Genomic DNA, 18,836 nt, shown 5'->3' with positions numbered 1-18,836 from the left:
CTGTTACTTGTTATTTTGGCCTATTTAATTCATTATTTGAATCAACATCGGTAAGGGTAATCGTTAAAATGAAAAATCTTCCTAGCCTTAAGAATCTCTATTATTTAGTGCATTTACATCAAGAGCAGAACTTTAATCGCGCTGCAAAAATGTGTTTTGTGAGTCAATCAACTTTGTCTAGCGGAATACAAAACCTTGAAGAACAGCTCGGCTATCAATTGATCGAACGGGATCATAAGTCATTTATGTTTACCGCAATTGGTGAAGAAGTCGTTGAACGTGCGAGAAATATTTTAACCAACGTTGATGACTTAGTGGAGTTGGTTAAGAATCAGGGGGAGCCAATGACGGGCGAGATCCGTTTAGGCTGTATTCCGACGATTGCGCCGTTTTTACTGAGCCGCGTAGTGAAACTGTGTCAGCAAGATTACCCCAAATTAAGCTTGTTATTAAAAGAAGACACCACAGAAAGGCTTCTTGATGCGTTAGCTAAAGGGGAGCTCGATTTATTGATTTTGGCTTTGCCTGTGGACACGAATGGCTTTCATAGCATGAAAGTGGGTATCGACCCATTTAAGATGGTAATGCACAAAGAGTTATCGCAAGATGTTATACAGCCTATTGATTATCAAAAAATGCCTGATGAAAGTATTTTTTTACTGCAAGCTGAGCACTGTATTACAGGCCATGCGATTACAGCATGTCAGTTAGGTGATAGTTCCAAGGTGAATCCGTTTGCTGCAACCAGTTTGCATACGTTAGTGCAAATGGTGAATAGCAAACTGGGCACGACCTTTTTACCTCAGATGGCTATTGATACCGGGATTTTACATGACACCGATCTCATTGCGATCGATCCACCGGGTGAAGCGCCGTATCGTGATATTGGTTTAGTGTGGCGTCAAACGACTAGTCGTATTTCAACCTTTAGAACCTTAGGGTTAGCGATACAGAAAAAGTTGCTGGCTCAAGAGTTACCAAGCAAAAAATAAACGCATTATGAGTGGGTCGATTTGATAGGTGCAGCGCCAAAGACTTCAATGGGGTGCTGCTTACCTTTTAATACAATTGGGCCTAAATTAGTTAAGTCATATTGGCTATTTTGCAGCTCAAGTCGATGAACAACATCCCCAGATAACAACATTCTTTGACCTAATGGATTACATTGGTCTTGAAGCCTTGCCAACGTATTCAGTACATCACTAAAGAAACTTATCTCTTGTTTGTGAACCCCCACAACGGCAGCGACCACCTGGCCACAATGTGCAGCGGCTTTAAATTTAGGCACAAAGCCATATTGTTGTTCAAAGTATTGGCTCTGCCACTTAAGTTGCTTACAAAACTCGAAGTAAATGTTCATGCAACGGTCGTGTTTGATGCCTTGCTCTAAAGGCCAATGAATCAATACCGCATCACCCATATAACGATATATCTCAGCCTCGTTGTCTGTCACCGTGTCAGCCAGCATACTAAAGCTGTCTTGGATGAGCCGGCTAAAACGGTAATCGCCAAGGGTTTCTGCATGTGCCGTAGACGATACCATATCGATAAATAAAAATAGTTGATGCTCATATCTTGGTTTATGGTATTTCCCTAAACCAATATTAAATAACACCTTAGGCCCTACCAACAGTGCCATCTGTTCAATAAAGGCCAAGCTAACCCGCACTACAACTAAATAAACGATCAATGCCTGAAATGATGGACTGTAAATAATATGCACACTGAGCATTTGTCGTAAGGTGATCATGTGGTTGTCTATGGTCCACATGTTTAAAAACTGAGTCACATAAGCAAGCGTGGTTGCGCCAAGTAATAAGAACAAGCCTTTAAAAACCACTGAAAACAAATAAGGCAGGCGACTAATGGCACTAAAGTCGGCAATGAGGTTCGACATCCAGTGAAGGCCACCAAAAACAAAACCCATAAATACTGCCAACGTGGCTAAGTCTGCGTTTCCAACAGCCCAATCAGGAAGTTGCGAGGATTGTGAATAGCGGAAAAACACAAATGACGCCATGGCGACGCTCCAAGCAAACACAGCGAACAATAGTTTTTGAGTCTGACGGCGCGCTTTCAAGAGAATTAAGATGTCCGAATAGCTGAGTAATAAGCGGTGTAGTTTATAGAAATTCTGCTCAATAGGGATAGTTTATTTGTGATTTAGATCAAGAGAAGTGCAGAAAAATGTGGCCTAGTGCAAAGTTTTGCTCAGTCGATGGAACTGATTGTATTAACGCTAAAATGTTAATTTAGCCAAAAGCATTATTTAAAATTTGTTGGGTAAAATCGATTTTTAAATAAAAACCACGCGGATTAGATAATTGGATACTGCCGTCTTCTGCAATGCTTTCTGTTAATGCTTGGCTATTAGCTGCTTTTGGACGCAGTTGTAATACTTCTCCGTGTCGGGCTGTAATCTTATCGACCTTACCCAAAGCGATTAACTCCATTATTTCTTCCCAATCTTGCTGTAGTTGATGTGCTTGTTGCACATTGGGCTGCCATAAAATCGGAGTGCCAACACGTCTTTCGCCGACAGGAATACTGCGCTCACCTTCGACGGGTACCCACAATACTTGTTGTAACTTGTGATACACAACGCTGTCTTGCCAGGTTAGCCCTCGAATGTTGACCAGTGGAGCGACTGTGACATAAGTGGTTTCAAGCGGCTTACCTTTACTATCGATAGGGATAGTTTTTAACTCAACGCCTAAATGAATAAAGTCTTGCTGTGGTTTTGAGCCTGCCAGCGCACCTAATTCAGACTCAATAAGTTGGCCAACCCAGCCTTTATCACGCCTTAAGTTTGCCGGCACGGCAATTTGGTTGTCCATTGCAATGTCAGCAAGGCGGATCCCGGCCATGTTATGTGCTCTTAGCATTAATTCATTAATGTCTTTAGGCGAGGATTTAGCCATGTCACTTCCATTACCTTTAATCGATGTTACGTAGCCATATTGCATTGTTCTTACAGATTGATTGGGTGAACTCAGTATGCGAATGACAATATGGTAAACGCGTAAATATGCGCCGATATGCTAGCAAGTATTAGTTAATAATAACAAGTTTACTGATATTAGTGTTAATGCTCAAAAAATGAACGCATTATTTGTGGGTAAAACTTTTTGATTGAATAAGTCTATAACTCCATGTTTTAATTTGTTTTTATAAATCGTTGCTGTTTTTAATATTGAATTGTCCCAAGTTACTCTCGTTTTGCCCTAGTATTTCACACACAGTTATCCACAGAATTAATGGATAACTGTGAAAACAATTGTCTTTAACTGATTAAAAAGGGCAAGTCAACGCAATAAAATGGCTTTTTCTTTGGTTTATTTTAAAAAATGCCTTGTTATTTGTGTATAACTTCAGACGTACTAGAATGAGTTGTTGATCTAATTTAGAGTCGTTGTTTTTTTGTTCGATCTAAGCGATCCAAATATTACCAATACACTAAATTATTTTAAGTGTTTGTATTTAATATGCTTATTGTTATTATTTGTGACGATTTATTAAATCAATATCTGTTGGTTTTTACCCACTAATTGAGCTTTACCAAAGTTTCGAACAGAGATATCCACAGATTTTGTGGATAATCTACAGGGTAAAACATAACAGCTGTTGATAAATAAGCTTTGTTAACATTGTTATTCAATTATCCACATTAAATAGAGGTTTGCCGATAGGCATGCTTTGTGAAACAATCAGACGATATAAAATTGGTTAATTTTGGAGTCCATGTGATTGATAGCGACGGCTTTCGCGCAAATGTGGGCATCATTATCTGTAATAAATTTGGACAAGTTATGTGGGCTAGACGTTTTGGCCAACATTCATGGCAGTTTCCACAAGGTGGGCTAGACGTTTTGGCCAACATTCATGGCAGTTTCCACAAGGTGGGTTAGATGATGGCGAGAATGCAGAGCAAGCCATGTATCGCGAACTCTACGAAGAAGTGGGACTGAGACCTGAGCATGTACAAATTTTAACGTCCACTCGTTCTTGGTTACGGTATCGATTACCCAAGCGTTTGGTGCGCCAAGAAAGCAAACCTGTTTGCATTGGCCAAAAGCAGAAATGGTTTTTACTACAATTAAAAGGTCACGATAATACCATTAATTTAAATTCTTCTGGTCATCCGGAGTTTGATGATTGGCGTTGGGTGAGTTATTGGTACCCTGTGCGTCAGGTAGTGTCTTTTAAGCGCGATGTATATAGAAAAGTAATGAAAGAGTTCGCATCGACGACATTAGCGCTGCAAACGCGCGAATTTAATAGAAAACGAAGCAAACAACGGAGTTAATTGATTTCAAAGAGGATTGGAACCGTGTTAAACATGCTCAGGGATATCACTCAAGCTGTTGCAAGAGCCAACAGTTTGGAGAGTGCATTAAATATTTTGGTGTCGCAAACGCGCATTGCGATGGCGACACATTGTTGTTCCATTTATATCCTTGAGCAACAAAACCTTGTGCTATCGGCCACTGAAGGGCTTGAAAAGTCTGCCGTCGGCCGAGTCAGCATGCCATTATCTGAAGGCCTTGTTGGCTTAGTAGCCCAGCGTGAAGAAGCCGTAAACTTGGCTGATGCACGTATTCACCCACGCTTTAAATTATTCCCAGAGGCTGTTGAAGAAGATTATCGGGCCTTTTTGGCTGTACCGATTATTTTTCAAAAGTTAGTAGTTGGCGTCATTGTGGTTCAGCAGCCCGACGCGAGGCAGTTCAGCGAAAGCGAAGAAGCCTTTTTGATGACGTTAGCGGCTCAGCTTGCCGTGGTTGTTCGTAGCCTAAAACATAAAGCCGCCATTACTAATGTGCAACATCAAGTGATGTTCAATGGGATCACCGCTTCAAGTGGTATTGCGATTGCACACGGCTTAGTGCTCGGTGGTGCTATTTCACTAGAGCAACCTGAGCGTCATTGTGATGATGTTGACGTTGAATTGCTTAGGCTTAAACAAGCCATGCAACGTTGTAAAGATATGCTTTCGGCTATTTCTCAGCGTTTTGAGAGCGAAAAGTCTGCTGATGTTGCTTCTATCTTTACTGCTTTCCTGCTATTGCTTGAAGATTCAAGTTTAGGCGGGGAGTATGCTCGAGAGGTCGCACTTGGTTGGCAATCTGAATCTGCTGTCAGTCGCGTGTCACTTCGTTATATCGATCAATTTTTGGCGATGGAAGATCCCTACTTAAAAGAACGGGCAAGCGACATTCGCGAGCTTGGTCAAAAAGTATTACGCCAATTAATTGAACCAGGGCGCTTAGAAGTTGAGTCTGACAAACCGGTTATTTTAGTTGCTAAAGAAGTCGATGCCACATTATTGGCAGAGTTCCCTCGGCAGAAGCTTGCGGGGATTGTTACCGAACGTGGTGGTGTAAACGCCCATGCTGCCATTTTAGCTCGCGCACTCGGTGTGCCTGCCATTGTTGGTATGGACGATGTATTGTCGACCGACATCGATCAAAAGTTATTAGTGCTCAATGCCACGCGCGGTCAGCTACTCGTGTCGCCATCACCGGCGGTCATTGAAGAATATCAATTACTGCTTGATGCTGATGTTGAAAAACAAAAGCAATTTTCTGCAGAATTAAGTTTGCCATCGGTGACTACAGATGGCCAACGCATCCAGCTTTATCTTAATGCTGGTTTACTCAGTGGCATCGCATCTGAAATTGCTGAAGGTGCTGATGGAATAGGTTTATACCGTACAGAAATTCCGTTTATGTTACATCAGCGCTTTCCGAGTGAAAGCGAACAAATCAATGTTTACAAACAAGTGCTAAGTGCTGCGGGCGAGCGACCTGTGGTGATGCGTACCTTGGATGTTGGCGGTGATAAACCTTTACCTTATTTTCCGATCAAAGAAGATAACCCGTTTTTAGGTTGGCGTGGTATTCGTTTGTCACTTGATCACCCTGAGTTGTTTTTAGTCCAACTCAGAGCAATGCTGCAAGCAGCAGGAAAGGGCAATCAATTACAAATTTTACTGCCTATGGTGAGCAATCTTGATGAGATAGACCAAACCTTAACGTATCTCGAGCAAGCGTTTACTGAATTAAACCAAGAACTCAATACCATTTTAGTTAGACCTAAAGTGGGTGTGATGCTTGAAGTACCTGCATTATTGTATCAATTACAAGATGTGGCAAAACGGGTCGATTTTGTGTCTGTTGGCAGTAACGATTTAACCCAATATTTACTGGCGGTTGACCGTAATAACCCCAGTGTAAGTTCATTATTTGATAGTTATCATCCCGGCATTTTACGCGCTCTTAAAATGGCCGTTGATGACTGTAAACAATATGATTTAGATGTCAGTGTCTGCGGCGAATTAGCTGGCGAGCCATATGGTGCTTTGTTGTTAGTGGCTATGGGTTACCATAAGCTCAGTATGAACCAAGCAAGCCTGGCCAGAATCAACTATTTACTCAGACGGGTATCGCAACAAGAATTATCTGAGTTATTAAGTACTGTGTTATGCCAATCTAACGGCCAACAAGTGCGAACATTATTAGGGCAGTTTTTACAGCAACATGACCTAGCCGATTTGATTAATCCATAATATGGATCAAGTCAATTAGCCAATATGTAGCGTATTGTTTAAAAAAATAAAAATAAGGATATCGTTATGGACAGTATGCTGCAGGTTTTTATTATTTGTTTATTTCTTGGGGCTGTTGTCGGTTTTTTTGCCGGATTACTTGGCATTGGTGGCGGACTTATCATTGTACCTGCACTATTGTATATATTACCTTCTGTTGGCATTAGTGTTACCCAACTCACTCATGTCGCCATTGCGACCTCGCTGGCATCAATCATTTTAACCTCAATGTCTTCAGCAACTGCACACCATAAACGTGGCAATGTGCCATGGCATTTATTTAAGCCCATTATGCCAGGTATTGTGGTGGGTTCATTGGCATCTGCGTTTGTGTCAGAGCAAATATCATCAGATAACTTACAGCAAACCTTTGCGATTTTTGTGGTGTTAATGGCAATACAAATGGCGTTTCCGTTAAAAGTTAAAACGGGCGACGATATGCCTAAGTTTGCGGTGTTATTTATGGTTTCTGTTTTGATCGCCTTAATTGCAGGCCTGATGGGGATTGGCGGCGGGGTATTGTTGGTGCCATTTTTAAGTTATTGCGGTTTGCAAATGCGCCAAGCTGTTGGATTTTCGTCGGTAACCGGAATGTTTATTGCCATATCTGGCACCATCGGTTACGTGATTGCGGGCTTTGATGCCCCTAATCTACCACCAGGGGCATTTGGCTTTATTTATTTACCTGCCCTTGGCGGAATCATTATTAGCTCGATATTGTGCGCTCCGCTTGGTGTAAAAGCGGCTAGCACATGGCCGACACCGGTATTGAGAAAGATTTTTGCCTGTTTACTCGTGGTGGTTGGCTTGAAACTGCTATTGAGTTAAGTCAATGAATAAATGACGAGTAAAAAACGCCCTTGTTAGGTTATAACAAGGGCGTTTATTTTAAGACTATTTATACCGCAAATTATACCGCAAATGGGTATTGAATGGCGTCATGGTGTTGATAACCTTCAACACTAAAATCATCTAATGTGACCCAGGTTTCAATGTCTTTTAAGCTCTTTATCTCTGGGTTAATGATTAATTTGGGTGGATCAAATGGTTCACGGGTTAATTGAATATCACGCATGGGGGCCAATTGATCTTCATAAATATGCGCATTAACGATTTTATGGTAAGCCTTACCAGGCTTGTGGCCGGTTATTTGGGCCATTAATGCTAACAGTACATACACTTGCACCATATTAAAGTTTAATCCTAATGGCACATCACAGCTGCGTTGGGTGCTGTTTAGGTATAAGGTATCACCTAGGAGCGAGAAATGATGTTCGTACATACAAGGACGTAAACAACCTAGATCGAATGCGCCAGGATGATAAAAGGTTAATATTTCTCCACGGTTATCAATACCATTGCTCAAATCCTCTACAATTTGTTTAAGCAGATCGACATGGCCGCCACTGGGTTTAGGAAAAGCGCGTCCAAGGGCACCGTATATTAACCCCATATCGTCTTGACCTTTGCGATTAGGATTATTTAACCATGCTTGGTTGTCGTTAGCGTTGGCATCCCATGTTTTGGTGCCAAGCGCTCTAAAATCAGCTGCATTTTGGTAGCCGCGTAAATAACCTAGAATTTCTGCAATGGCAGATTTCCAAAAACTTTTACGGGTGGTAACCAGTGGGAATTGATTGTTGCCAACATCATAAGTTAAATCGGCATTGATTACCGTGAGACACTTTTTGTTGGTGCGGGCATTATTGACCCATTGACCTTCGTCGACGATGCGTTTACACAGATCTAAATACTGTTTCATTTGTTTCAATTCCTTTTTTTGCTTAATGTGATTATACCTAATCAAGGGCTTCAAATCTGTAAACAAGAAATGTTTAATTGTGAGGTGTGTCTCCTTAAAAACTACCGATAACTCGGAAATACCGAGTTTAAGGTAAGAAACAATCGATTATTATTGTTTGAATGGATGCGTTAGAGTCAATCTATTGTTAATTTAGGAGTGTTATATGGAACGTGCAATTAGAAACTTTTTAAGCCAAGAGTCTGCCGGCGGTATTTTGTTAATGGTCGCGGTGGCCTTGGCAATGATATTGGCAAATTCGCCTTTAGCGGATTTGTATCAGGGCTTCTTGAGTACAGGAGTTCAATTGCGTGTCGGCGAATTGGATATCAATAAACCATTATTGCTATGGATTAATGATGGCTTAATGGCGTTATTCTTTTTATTGATTGGACTAGAAGTTAAACGTGAGTTGTTAGAGGGGGCACTGTCGAGTGTGGCTAAAGCTTCTTTACCGACGTTTGCGGCGATTGGTGGGATGGTATTCCCGGCGCTATTTTACTTAGCATTTAATTATTCTAACCCAGAAACCCAAGTCGGCTGGGCTATTCCTGCCGCAACAGATATCGCGTTTGCGTTGGGTATTATGGCATTGCTGGGTAATCGAGTGCCTGTGGCGTTAAAGGTATTTTTATTGGCCTTGGCCATTATTGATGACTTAGGTGTTATTGTGATTATTGCGCTGTTTTACAGCACTGATTTATCAATGACCAGTTTAATCATTGCTGCAGTGTCTATTGTGTTGATGGTGGCGCTGAATCGAAAAGGGGTAACCTCTATAACGCCATATGCCTTAGTTGGATTTATGTTGTGGGTTGCAGTATTAAAGTCTGGTGTTCATGCTACCTTAGCAGGTGTCATCATTGCATTTTGTATCCCGTTACGAGCGAAAGATGGCACATCACCATCAGGACATTTAGAGCACCAGCTACATCCGTGGAGTACGTTTTTAATTCTTCCGGTATTCGCATTTGCTAACGCAGGTTTGTCATTGACCAATATGTCATTCGAATCGTTTGCAGAACCGATTACTCTGGGGATCATTATGGGCTTGATGTTAGGTAAGCCTATTGGAGTATTTTTATTTAGCTATGTGGCGGTAAAACTGAAGTTAGCAGAATTACCACCCGGTATTGGTTGGCGACATATTACCCCTGTCGCAGTGATGTGTGGTATTGGTTTTACTATGTCGGTGTTTATTTCGTCATTAGCATTTGAACATTCACCTGCAGAGTATGGTGATTATGCAAGGTTAGGTATTTTAACAGGTTCGTTATTTGCAGCGCTGATTGGTTATTTTTGGTTAGCCAAAGTTCTGCCTAATTCAGGAGGAAGCCATGAAACTAATTAAATTATCTCTAGGATTATTGCTGAGTGTTATTGTTATACCTGCGTCGGCAAATTCGTTTGATGTTTGCTTGAAGTCTGCAGAGTCTGCAACATGCCAAAGTTATCTTGAGGGCGTGGTTGATGGTGCATTGATGTATCGTGACAATCAGGCTAAAAAACGTATCGATCCCAATAATTATGAGTCGCGAGCCCTTAAATATCGTGCAGGTAAGCGTTACCAAACTGCCAATGTTAATTACTGCTCTAGCCATATACTGGTTAAGTCAGAGGTGGTATCGGCACTAACGGAGCAAGTGGCGTTGAAAAATGTGAGTAACAGTGATGAGCTAGAAAGCGTCATTACGACAATATTAGATTGCCCGCGCCCCAAATAACCATCGAGTTATCAAAACGCAGCCTTTTGGCTGCGTTTTTTTGTCAGTATTTTAGCGTGGGTTCAGTGAGTTATTTGCTATAGTAGATTAATAATTTTTTTAGGTTTCTGAATGATATGCAGCATTTAAATTATAACCACCTGTATTATTTTTGGATGGTACAAAAAAAAGGCTCAGTGACCAAAGCCGCCGAAGCATTATGTCTTGCTCCGCAAACGATTACAGGGCAAATACGTGCCTTAGAAGAACGTTTAAAAGGGAGCTTGTTTAAACGAGTTGGGCGCAACTTAGAAGCGACAGAGTTGGGTGAGTTGGTGTTTCGTTATGCCGATAAAATGTTTAGTTTGAGTTATGAAATGCTCGACTTACTTAATTATCAAAAAAATAACTCTTTGTTGTTTGAGGTCGGCATTGCAGATGCGTTATCGAAAGCACTCGTAAGCCGAGTGTTATTAACGGTGATCCCAAGTGATGGCTCGGTGCACTTGGCCTGTTATGAGTCTACACACGAAAGCTTAATTGAGCGCTTAAGAGGGCATAAATTAGATATGATTTTATCTGATTGCGCCGGTGGTTCATTAAAGTTTCCTGAGATTTTGTCAAAAAAATTGGGTGAATGTGGCATCAGCTTTTTTGCGGCGCAACCCTCAGCGCTGCCATTTCCTGCATGTTTAGAGGAGCATAAATTACTTATTCCGGGTAAACGCACCTCACTTGGACAGCAATTACATGGCTGGTTTGCTGAAAAAAACCTCGATGTGAACATTTTAGGTGAGTTTGATGATGCCGAAATGATGAAAGCATTTGGTTATTTCAACAGGGGTATTTTTGTCGCACCGTCTATTTATCGTCATGATATACTGTCGCAAGGAATGGTATTACTTGGTGAAACGACCGATATTAAAGAAGAATATCATGTGATGTTTGCCGAACGAATGATTCAACATCCGTCAGTTAAATCGTTACTGGCGACTGATTTTGATGACTTGTTTGCGGGGAAAGATCGCCAAGTACAAGATTTTGAACACCGTATAAACTAATACCTATCGGGTCTTCTCTGGCCATTTTTACGCTCTAGGCTGTGAATATGATTGGTATATTTGTGATATAGACATCAGGAGATTTGTGTTGGAATTAATGAATATTGCTCGTGTACGTTGGGCATGCCGTCGTGGAATGTTAGAGTTAGATGTCTTGTTTCAACCCTTTGTTGAAGCGCACTATGAAGCGTTAGCCGATGACGACAAGCAAACATTTATTCGCTTGTTAGAATGCGAAGATCCAGAGTTATTTGCTTGGTTTATGGGCCATGAACAATGCCCAGATCAGCAACTTGCCGCTATGGTAGTTAAAGTCCGTGGTCGAGCCGAACCTTAAGCCCGTTCAAGTCTCTGATTTTTCTCCCCGCACTCATCTTCATCAATTTGGGTTGAGTGCGTCGTTTTTGTCCCGCTTAGCCCTCGTGTGTTTTTTTGCTGTGATACTGTGCAGTTTTCTTGCGTGGCCAAACCTGGCATCATCATTGTTAGTTTATGCCCAATTACTCCTTGTTCTATTGACCTTATGCCTAATGGTTTATTGTTGGCGAAAATTAACCCGCTGGCAGTGTATTTTTAGTCTTGATAAACGTGGCTTTGCTCAGATTGTTGAGCATTCATCGCAAACTTATCTTGTTGACTTTTGCCGTCGGGCGCTGGTGAACCCTTTATTTTGCATGATATTTTTACAAGATATTCATTCGGGAGATAGGCGAATACTGTGGGTATGGCATGATATGTTAACCGACACAGAATATCGCACCCTGTGTCGGTTATTATTACAACTTAAGCTCGCCTAGCGTCCAGGCTGTAAAATGGTTGGCTTAGGGTTGTCAAATTGCTCTGGGTAGTCGATGTTATAATGTAACCCACGGCTCTCTTTACGATCCATCGCGCAGCGAATGATCAACTCTGCCACTTGGACTAAATTACGCAACTCTAATAAGTTATTGCTGACACGGAAGTTTGAATAATACTCTTCAATTTCTTGTTGCAACATTAAGCAACGACGTAATGCGCGCTCTAAACGTTTGTCCGTTCTGACAATACCAACATAATCCCACATAAATAAGCGTAACTCGTGCCAGTTATGGGCAATGACGACTTCTTCGTCCGAGTTACTCACTTTACTTTCATCCCATGCCGGTAATGTGCAAGGCGCAGCAATTTTATGTAGCTGACTTTCAATGTCATGTGAGGCAGCGCGCGCAAACACTAAACACTCTAATAATGAGTTACTCGCTAAGCGATTAGCACCGTGCAAACCTGTGTAGGCGACTTCACCAATAGCGTACAAACCGTTGATGTCGGTTTGACCATGTAAATCGGTCATCACGCCACCACAGGTGTAGTGGGCGGCAGGTACAGCTGGGATCGGGTCTTTCGTCATATCGATACCTAACTCAAGGCATCGATGATAAATGGTTGGAAAGTGCTTAATAATAAAGTCGGCAGGTTTGTGGCTAATGTCTAAATAAACACAATCTGCACCTAAACGTTTCATTTCATAATCGATAGCACGGGCTACAATATCGCGAGGCGCCAACTCTGCACGTTCATCAAAGTCTGGCATAAACCGGCTGCCATCTGGGCGACGTAAATAAGCACCTTCACCACGTAATGCTTCAGTGAGGAGAAAGTTTCTGGCATTAGGGTGGAATAAACACGTTGGATGAAATTGATTAAATTCCATGTTGGCAACACGGCATCCTGCACGCCAGGCCATGGCAATACCATCACCACTGGCAATGTCTGGATTTGAAGTATATTGATATACCTTTGAGCTGCCGCCAGTCGCTAAAGCGACAAACTTTGCTTTGACTGTTTCGACATGCTCTTCATCTCTATTCCAAACATAAGCCCCTAACACTCGGTTGCCCGGCCGGTTTAATTTACGTGTGGTGATTAAGTCGATGGCGTTATAACGCTCTAAAACGGTGATATTGGGATGGGCTAACGCACACTCTTGCAAAGTGGTTTGTACCGCTTTACCCGTAGCATCGGCAGAATGTAAAATACGTCGATGACTGTGGCCTCCCTCACGTGTGAGGTGATAAGGCATTGAAGCAGAGCTATCAGCAGTGTTATTTTCTTCTTTATCAAATGCGACGCCGCAATTAATGAGCCATTGCATGGCACCTTTGGCGTTTTCTGCTGTGTAAGTCACAACCGATTTGTCGCATAATCCAGCGCCAGCAATCAGTGTGTCATTGACGTGGGACTCAATCGTGTCGCCTTCATCAAACACAGATGCGATTCCGCCTTGTGCATATAAGGTCGAACCTTCTGATAAAGGCCCTTTAGAAAGAAGAATTACTTTTGATTTTTCAGCTAAATGTAATGCTAAAGTCAGTCCTGCAGCACCGCTGCCGATGACCAAAATGTCAGATTGGTGTTCAACTGCTTGTTTCATCAGGTATCATGGTATAGCTAAGTGGTTTGATCATAGTAAATCAAATCACCTTAACTGGGTACTTTTACAGCGAGCTTTATTGAGGTTTTAACGAGATATTTTATTTTTATCTCAAATTAATTAACTTTTTTTAATTCAACATCGAACTTTTTTCATATCAGTGAGTCTACTTATATGAACAGGATTCGAGCGACTGAGAAATCAGTATTACAGATTTAGGAGTAGTCGGCTCGGATGAGTGGACAATATAGTGATCAACAATTAGTTGAGCGAGTACAGCAAGGCGATAAAAACGCATTTAACCTGTTAGTGCTGAAGTATCAAAATAAAGTGATGAGTTTGATTTCTCGCTATATTCGCAACCAAGCGGATGTGCAAGATGTAACACAAGAAGCCTTTATTAAAGCATATAGAGCGTTAGCAAATTTTCGTGGTGAGAGTGCGTTTTATACTTGGTTGTACCGCATTGCGGTAAACACCGCAAAAAACCATCTTACTTCACAAGGGCGCAGAGCACCTGCAAACGATGTGGATGTTGAAGATGCAGAATATTATGAAGGTAGTGATGCACTAAAAGAGTTCGCATCACCAGAGCGTTTATTAATGAAAGATCAAATGAGTAAAGTGATCTTTGATACGCTCGATACATTGCCTGAAGAATTAAAGATGGCGATATCGCTTAGAGAACTAGACGGTATGAGTTACGAAGATATTGCCAACATCATGGATTGTCCGGTCGGGACCGTAAGATCACGTATCTTCCGAGCTCGTGAAGCAATCGACAAACAGCTCCAGCCTTTGCTGGAAAAGTAACTGCCTTAACGCTAAATAGGTGAATAATGCTTAAATCAAGTCAAGAGTGGGTATCTGCAGCAGTTGATGGTGAAGCCGATGATAAAACATTAGCGCAACTCTCTGCTGACGTTGATTCACATGAACAATGGCAACGTTATCACATGATTGGTGATACGATGCGCGGCGAATTGCCTGAGGCCATTGACTTAGATCTTTCTGCTAACATCATGGCAGCAATTGACCTTGAACCAACAATTATTGCCCCTAAAGCTCAGCAAACTGAGCCAGCGGAACATGTTGCCCCGGCAGCTAAAACCAGCAATGTAGTGCCATTTTTCAAACAGTTTGGCCAATATGCTATTGCCGCGACTGTTGCTATGGTCGCGATTGTGGGTGTGCAGTCTTACAATCAAACGAATGATGCTGAGTCACCATTACCGGTATTAACCACACGCCCTCTAGTGGGTACCGTGTCTCCTGTAAGTTATCAAACAGGTGCGGTGCAGAATCAGCAGAATTATTCAAACGATCAAGTCATTGAACAACGTCGTCGAATTAATGCTTATATTCAGGACCATATGTTGCAACAGCGCTTGAATCCTGGTGTTGTTATCGACGAAAATAGTAATCAAGATGCTGCGGTTAATCCATAATCTGCAGCTAAACCTTGGCTTATCAATTTAGGAGTTAGCTTGCGCCTTATCCTGCTAGCACTGTTAGTTTTAACCTTTTCTACACACGCTGAAGAAGATTTATCTGCAAAAGCTTGGCTTAAAAATATGAGCCAGGCTATGCGAGATAAGCAATTCAAAGTCTCTATTATTCAACTCCAAGCTGATCATATACGCCCGTTGGTGTATATCCATGGTATTGTCGACAACCAAGAGGTTGCGTTGCTTGAATACCTTAATGGTCCGCCTAAAAACGCCATTCGTGTGGGGAGTCGCGTTACCTTTATCGAACATGATCAACCCGCGTACAGTGTCAGTGCTCCGCGTATACAAGGGGTGTGGCCTGCGGCTTTAGCTGGCGATATTAGTCAACTGGAGCAAGGCTATCAGTTTGTTATAGGTGGCCGTAGCCGAATAGCTGGACGCCCTGGACAAATGATCCGCTTACTGGCAAAAGATGAAAATCGTTACGATGCGCAAGTTTGGGTCGATATGGAAACATATTTACCGTTACGATTTGACACTTTAAATCAAGAAAAGCAACTGCTTGAACAAACTATGGTGGTTGAGTTATTTGAACTGTCTGAACCGGCTAATATTTTAATCGAAGCCGCTAAGCAAGATTGGCCTGCCGTGATCAATCAAGCTGAACGTACTGACGGTAAAAATTGGCAGTTTACTTGGTTACCGCAAGGGTTTGACGTGGTTGTACGTGACCATCATCGATTGATTGGTATTCATGAACCTGTTGAATATATTGCCTTAACTGACGGTTTAACGAATATATCAGTTTATGTTGCTCGCTCGGGCGAAAACCCTTTGCCTAATGAATTACTAACCCGTAATGGCCTATCAATGGTTGTAGTTAAAGTAGGGGGGCTTGAGGTAGTTGCCATTGGCAAAGTCCCCTCTGAAACGCTAGAGCGAATAGCCAACAGTTTGGTATTAAAATAGCCTACCTAAATGGTTAAAGCATGATGACTAACATGATGCTTTAACTAATTATTTCCTTTTATACTTCCTTTCTTTTTGTCTGCCTGATACAGACCTAGGTTGCTCAAAGGCGCTACGGTGTTATTTCACTTTGTGTTAATATTGAATTATCTCAAGCAATAGGTTTTATTTATGAGCCAATCAACAGCGCCACAATCATCAATGATGGAAGAAATTGCCCGTGTGGTTGATTATCAACAAGGCTGGGCCACCGTCGAAGTTGAATTAAAAAGCGCCTGTAATCATTGTGCCAGTAGCGAAAATTGCGGAACCTCAACCATCGCCAAAGCGTTTTCAGTAAAAACTCAGCGCTTTTCATTACCGGCTGATAAACCTTGCCAAGAAGGCGATTTACTTAAAGTTGGCTTACCTGAAAGCGTTATCATCAAAGCAGCGGCATTAGTGTATTTATTGCCTTTACTCGGCTTGTTTGTGTTTGCGACATTTGGTCACATCCTTGCGCTAGGTTTAGATATAAATACCAATACATCAGCTATGGTGTTTGCGGTCATCGGTGCTTCAATCGCATGGATCATCGGAAAGCGCCTAGCCGCAAAACTCGAAGCTCAAGCGTCGCCTGTGATCATCGCCTATTTAGGTCAAGAAGTGGGTGTTATTAGTGCTAATCATGGCTAAATAAGCCCTGAGTTAGACGAGTTAAACATAAAATCTAGCTTTATCTAATCCCCATTCGCACTATAATTACCCCCGTAAACATCGTATTTTAACCCTTCTTAGGAGCAAAATAGAGACTATTGCTGAATCTGATTGGTATTGCCACCCTAATCAGGTACAATTTGCCACCTTAATTTTAATCAAATTTAGTAGTAGTCATTGCAGCATAATGAAACACATTAGAAACTTCTCGATTATTGCCCATATCGACCATGGTAAATCAACTTTATCCGATCGCCTGATCCAGGTATGTGGCGGCTTAACTGACCGTGAAATGGCTGCACAGGTTTTAGATTCAATGGATCTAGAACGTGAGCGTGGCATTACGATTAAAGCCCAAAGCGTAACACTTGATTACCATGCAAAAGATGGTAATACCTACCAATTAAACTTTATTGACACGCCAGGCCACGTTGACTTCTCTTATGAAGTATCACGTTCGCTTGCTGCCTGTGAAGGTGCATTATTAGTTGTTGATGCAGGCCAAGGTGTTGAAGCGCAAACATTAGCAAACTGCTACACCGCACTAGACATGAATCTAGATGTTGTACCAGTCCTTAACAAAATCGACTTACCGCAAGCCGAGCCTGAGCGTGTTGCCGCAGAAATTGAAGACATTGTTGGTATTGATGCCAAGGATGCTGTGCGTTGTTCAGCTAAAACCGGTATTGGTGTTGATTTAGTTTTAGAAGAAATTATTGCTAAGATTCCGCCTCCTGAAGGTGATGAGAACGCGCCTTTACAAGCCTTGATTATCGATTCATGGTTTGACGCTTACCTAGGTGTAGTGTCGTTAGTACGCATTAAGCACGGCGTATTAAAGAAAGGCGACAAATTTAAAGTGATGTCGACCGGACAAAACTACAATGCTGACCGTGTAGGTATTTTTACGCCTAAACAGCAAGATGAGCCTGAGCTACGCGCCGGTGAAGTAGGGTATGTGATTTCTGGTATTAAAGAAATCCATGGTGCACCAGTAGGTGACACCTTAACCCACGCTAAAAATGGTGCAGAAAAGCCGTTACCTGGTTTTCAAAAGGTTACGCCACAGGTTTATGCTGGTGTTTTCCCTATCTCTACCGACGAGTATGAAAACTTCCGCGATGCGCTAAACAAGTTAAGCTTAAATGATGCATCACTGTTTTTCGAACCAGAAACATCAAGTGCACTTGGTTTTGGTTTCCGTATTGGTTACTTGGGCTTACTCCACATGGAGATTGTTCAAGAGCGTTTAGAGCGTGAATATAACCTTGATTTAATCACTACAGCTCCTACCGTAGTTTATGAAGTTGTCATGACTAACGGCGATATCGTTTATGTTGATAATCCATCGGATTTACCTGCACTGAACAATATTGAAGAGCTGCGTGAGCCAATCGTTGAAGCCAACATCTTGGTGCCTAAAGAGTACTTAGGTAATGTGATCACGCTTTGTGTTGAAAAACGTGGCTCGCAAACCAATATGGTGTATCACGGTAATCAGGTGGCAGTGACGTATCACTTGCCAATGGCTGAAGTGGTTATGGATTTTTTTGACCGTCTAAAATCAACCAGTCGTGGTTATGCATCACTTGAGTATAACTTTATTCGTTTTGACGCTGCCGACATGGTGCGTTTAGATATTTTGATCAACGGCGATCGTGTTGATGCGTTAGCGATGATTATTCACCGCTCTAACATTCGTCATCGTGGTTTGGCACTCGTTGAAAAAATGAAAGAGTTAATCCCGCGCCAAATGTTCGATATTGCGATTCAGGCTGCTGTAGGTAGCCAGATTATTGCTCGCTCAACCATTAAAGCATTACGTAAAGACGTAACCGCTAAATGTTATGGTGGTGACGTGTCGCGTAAGAAGAAACTGCTTAATAAGCAGAAAGAAGGTAAAAAGCGCATGAAACAAGTCGGTAACGTTGAAGTGCCACAAGAGGCATTCTTAGCGGTACTTAAACTAAACGATTAATAATAATTAATTGATTTAGTTTTTCTAATAACGCCGCGTATTGCGGCGTTATCGTTATTTTTACTATATATTTTGTAACACTCAACAGGGTGAATGTTTGCAAGTGAATCACCATACTGGATTGAGTAACATTGGGTACTTAGCCCGAGCAATGCAAACA

17 protein-coding genes and 1 pseudogene are annotated in these 18,836 nt (G+C 41.9%); 14 read left to right on the top strand and 4 right to left on the bottom strand.

What is annotated here, in order from left to right; all coding sequences use genetic code 11:
- Window positions 1-68 precede the first annotated feature (68 nt).
- A complete protein-coding gene (gene oxyR / locus IEY48_RS02270; protein WP_188916831.1) occupies window positions 69-992 on the top strand; it encodes a hydrogen peroxide-inducible genes transcriptional activator OxyR in 924 nt (307 codons plus the stop codon).
- Window positions 993-997: 5 nt separating this feature from the next.
- Here oxyR and IEY48_RS02265 read toward each other — a convergent pair whose 3' ends face one another.
- The gene (locus IEY48_RS02265; protein WP_229786292.1) at window positions 998-2,020 is read right to left on the bottom strand and encodes an adenylate/guanylate cyclase domain-containing protein; all 1,023 of its coding nucleotides are present in this window, start codon (window positions 2,018-2,020) and stop codon (window positions 998-1,000) included.
- 232 nt (window positions 2,021-2,252) lie between these two features.
- Complete coding sequence (mutH, locus tag IEY48_RS02260) at window positions 2,253-2,921, bottom strand: DNA mismatch repair endonuclease MutH (protein ID WP_188916827.1); 669 nt, start codon at window positions 2,919-2,921, stop codon at window positions 2,253-2,255.
- Between the two features lie 822 nt (window positions 2,922-3,743).
- Here mutH and rppH point away from each other — a divergent pair.
- From rppH to IEY48_RS02245, 3 genes and pseudogenes are all read left to right on the top strand, one after another.
- Window positions 3,744-4,306, top strand: a pseudogene (rppH, locus tag IEY48_RS02255) (RNA pyrophosphohydrolase).
- 24 nt (window positions 4,307-4,330) lie between these two features.
- Entirely contained in the window at window positions 4,331-6,568 is a 2,238-nt protein-coding gene (ptsP, locus tag IEY48_RS02250; RefSeq protein ID WP_188916825.1) for a phosphoenolpyruvate--protein phosphotransferase, read from the top strand.
- A gap of 66 nt (window positions 6,569-6,634) precedes the next feature.
- Window positions 6,635-7,435, top strand: coding sequence for a sulfite exporter TauE/SafE family protein (locus IEY48_RS02245; protein WP_188916823.1), 801 nt, complete (start codon window positions 6,635-6,637; stop codon window positions 7,433-7,435).
- Between the two features lie 82 nt (window positions 7,436-7,517).
- On the opposite strand, the gene IEY48_RS02240 is transcribed toward IEY48_RS02245, so the two are convergent.
- A complete protein-coding gene (locus IEY48_RS02240; RefSeq protein WP_188916822.1) occupies window positions 7,518-8,369 on the bottom strand; it encodes a thymidylate synthase in 852 nt (283 codons plus the stop codon).
- A 205-nt stretch (window positions 8,370-8,574) separates the two neighbouring features.
- Here IEY48_RS02240 and nhaA point away from each other — a divergent pair, with 205 nt between their 5' ends.
- From nhaA to IEY48_RS20620, 5 genes are all read left to right on the top strand, one after another.
- A complete protein-coding gene (gene nhaA / locus IEY48_RS02235) occupies window positions 8,575-9,759 on the top strand; it encodes a Na+/H+ antiporter NhaA (RefSeq protein WP_188916820.1) in 1,185 nt (394 codons plus the stop codon).
- Window positions 9,746-10,132 carry a hypothetical protein gene (locus IEY48_RS02230; protein WP_188916818.1) on the top strand — a complete coding sequence of 129 codons (387 nt, stop codon included), beginning with the start codon at window positions 9,746-9,748 and terminating at the stop codon, window positions 10,130-10,132. Before nhaA ends, IEY48_RS02230 begins: the two co-directional genes overlap by 14 nt.
- Window positions 10,133-10,248: 116 nt before the next feature.
- Window positions 10,249-11,172 (top strand): transcriptional activator NhaR, encoded by a 924-nt coding sequence (nhaR, locus tag IEY48_RS02225; RefSeq protein ID WP_188916816.1) that lies wholly within the window; start codon window positions 10,249-10,251, stop codon window positions 11,170-11,172.
- Between the two features lie 88 nt (window positions 11,173-11,260).
- Window positions 11,261-11,509 (top strand): FAD assembly factor SdhE, encoded by a 249-nt coding sequence (locus tag IEY48_RS02220; protein ID WP_188916814.1) that lies wholly within the window; start codon window positions 11,261-11,263, stop codon window positions 11,507-11,509.
- Entirely contained in the window at window positions 11,490-11,969 is a 480-nt protein-coding gene (locus IEY48_RS20620) for a protein YgfX (protein WP_373293684.1), read from the top strand. Before IEY48_RS02220 ends, IEY48_RS20620 begins: the two co-directional genes overlap by 20 nt.
- On the opposite strand, the gene nadB is transcribed toward IEY48_RS20620, so the two are convergent.
- On the bottom strand, window positions 11,966-13,582 hold the full coding sequence (gene nadB / locus IEY48_RS02210) for an L-aspartate oxidase (RefSeq protein ID WP_188916810.1): 1,617 nt from the start codon (window positions 13,580-13,582) through the stop codon (window positions 11,966-11,968). The genes IEY48_RS20620 and nadB overlap by 4 nt on opposite strands.
- Before the next feature lie 234 nt (window positions 13,583-13,816).
- Here nadB and rpoE point away from each other — a divergent pair, with 234 nt between their 5' ends.
- The 5 genes from rpoE to lepA all read left to right on the top strand — a co-directional run bounded on the left by rpoE (window position 13,817) and on the right by lepA (window position 18,676).
- Window positions 13,817-14,395, top strand: a complete 579-nt coding sequence (rpoE, locus tag IEY48_RS02205) for an RNA polymerase sigma factor RpoE (protein WP_160053050.1) — start codon at window positions 13,817-13,819, stop codon at window positions 14,393-14,395.
- 26 nt (window positions 14,396-14,421) lie between these two features.
- On the top strand, window positions 14,422-15,030 hold the full coding sequence (locus tag IEY48_RS02200) for a sigma-E factor negative regulatory protein (RefSeq protein WP_188916808.1): 609 nt from the start codon (window positions 14,422-14,424) through the stop codon (window positions 15,028-15,030).
- 39 nt (window positions 15,031-15,069) lie between these two features.
- Window positions 15,070-16,002: a MucB/RseB C-terminal domain-containing protein gene (locus IEY48_RS02195; protein ID WP_188916806.1), complete on the top strand. Its 933-nt coding sequence runs from the start codon at window positions 15,070-15,072 to the stop codon at window positions 16,000-16,002.
- 201 nt (window positions 16,003-16,203) lie between these two features.
- Window positions 16,204-16,677, top strand: a complete 474-nt coding sequence (locus IEY48_RS02190) for a SoxR reducing system RseC family protein (protein ID WP_188916946.1) — start codon at window positions 16,204-16,206, stop codon at window positions 16,675-16,677.
- 208 nt (window positions 16,678-16,885) lie between these two features.
- The gene (gene lepA, locus IEY48_RS02185; protein WP_188916804.1) at window positions 16,886-18,676 is read left to right on the top strand and encodes a translation elongation factor 4; all 1,791 of its coding nucleotides are present in this window, start codon (window positions 16,886-16,888) and stop codon (window positions 18,674-18,676) included.
- Window positions 18,677-18,836: the final 160 nt, after the last annotated feature.

Origin of the sequence: Shewanella saliphila, from assembly GCF_014648295.1 — a bacterium.
Lineage (GTDB): Bacteria > Pseudomonadota > Gammaproteobacteria > Enterobacterales > Shewanellaceae > Shewanella > Shewanella saliphila.
This window is presented reverse-complemented; position numbering and strand designations above follow the sequence as displayed.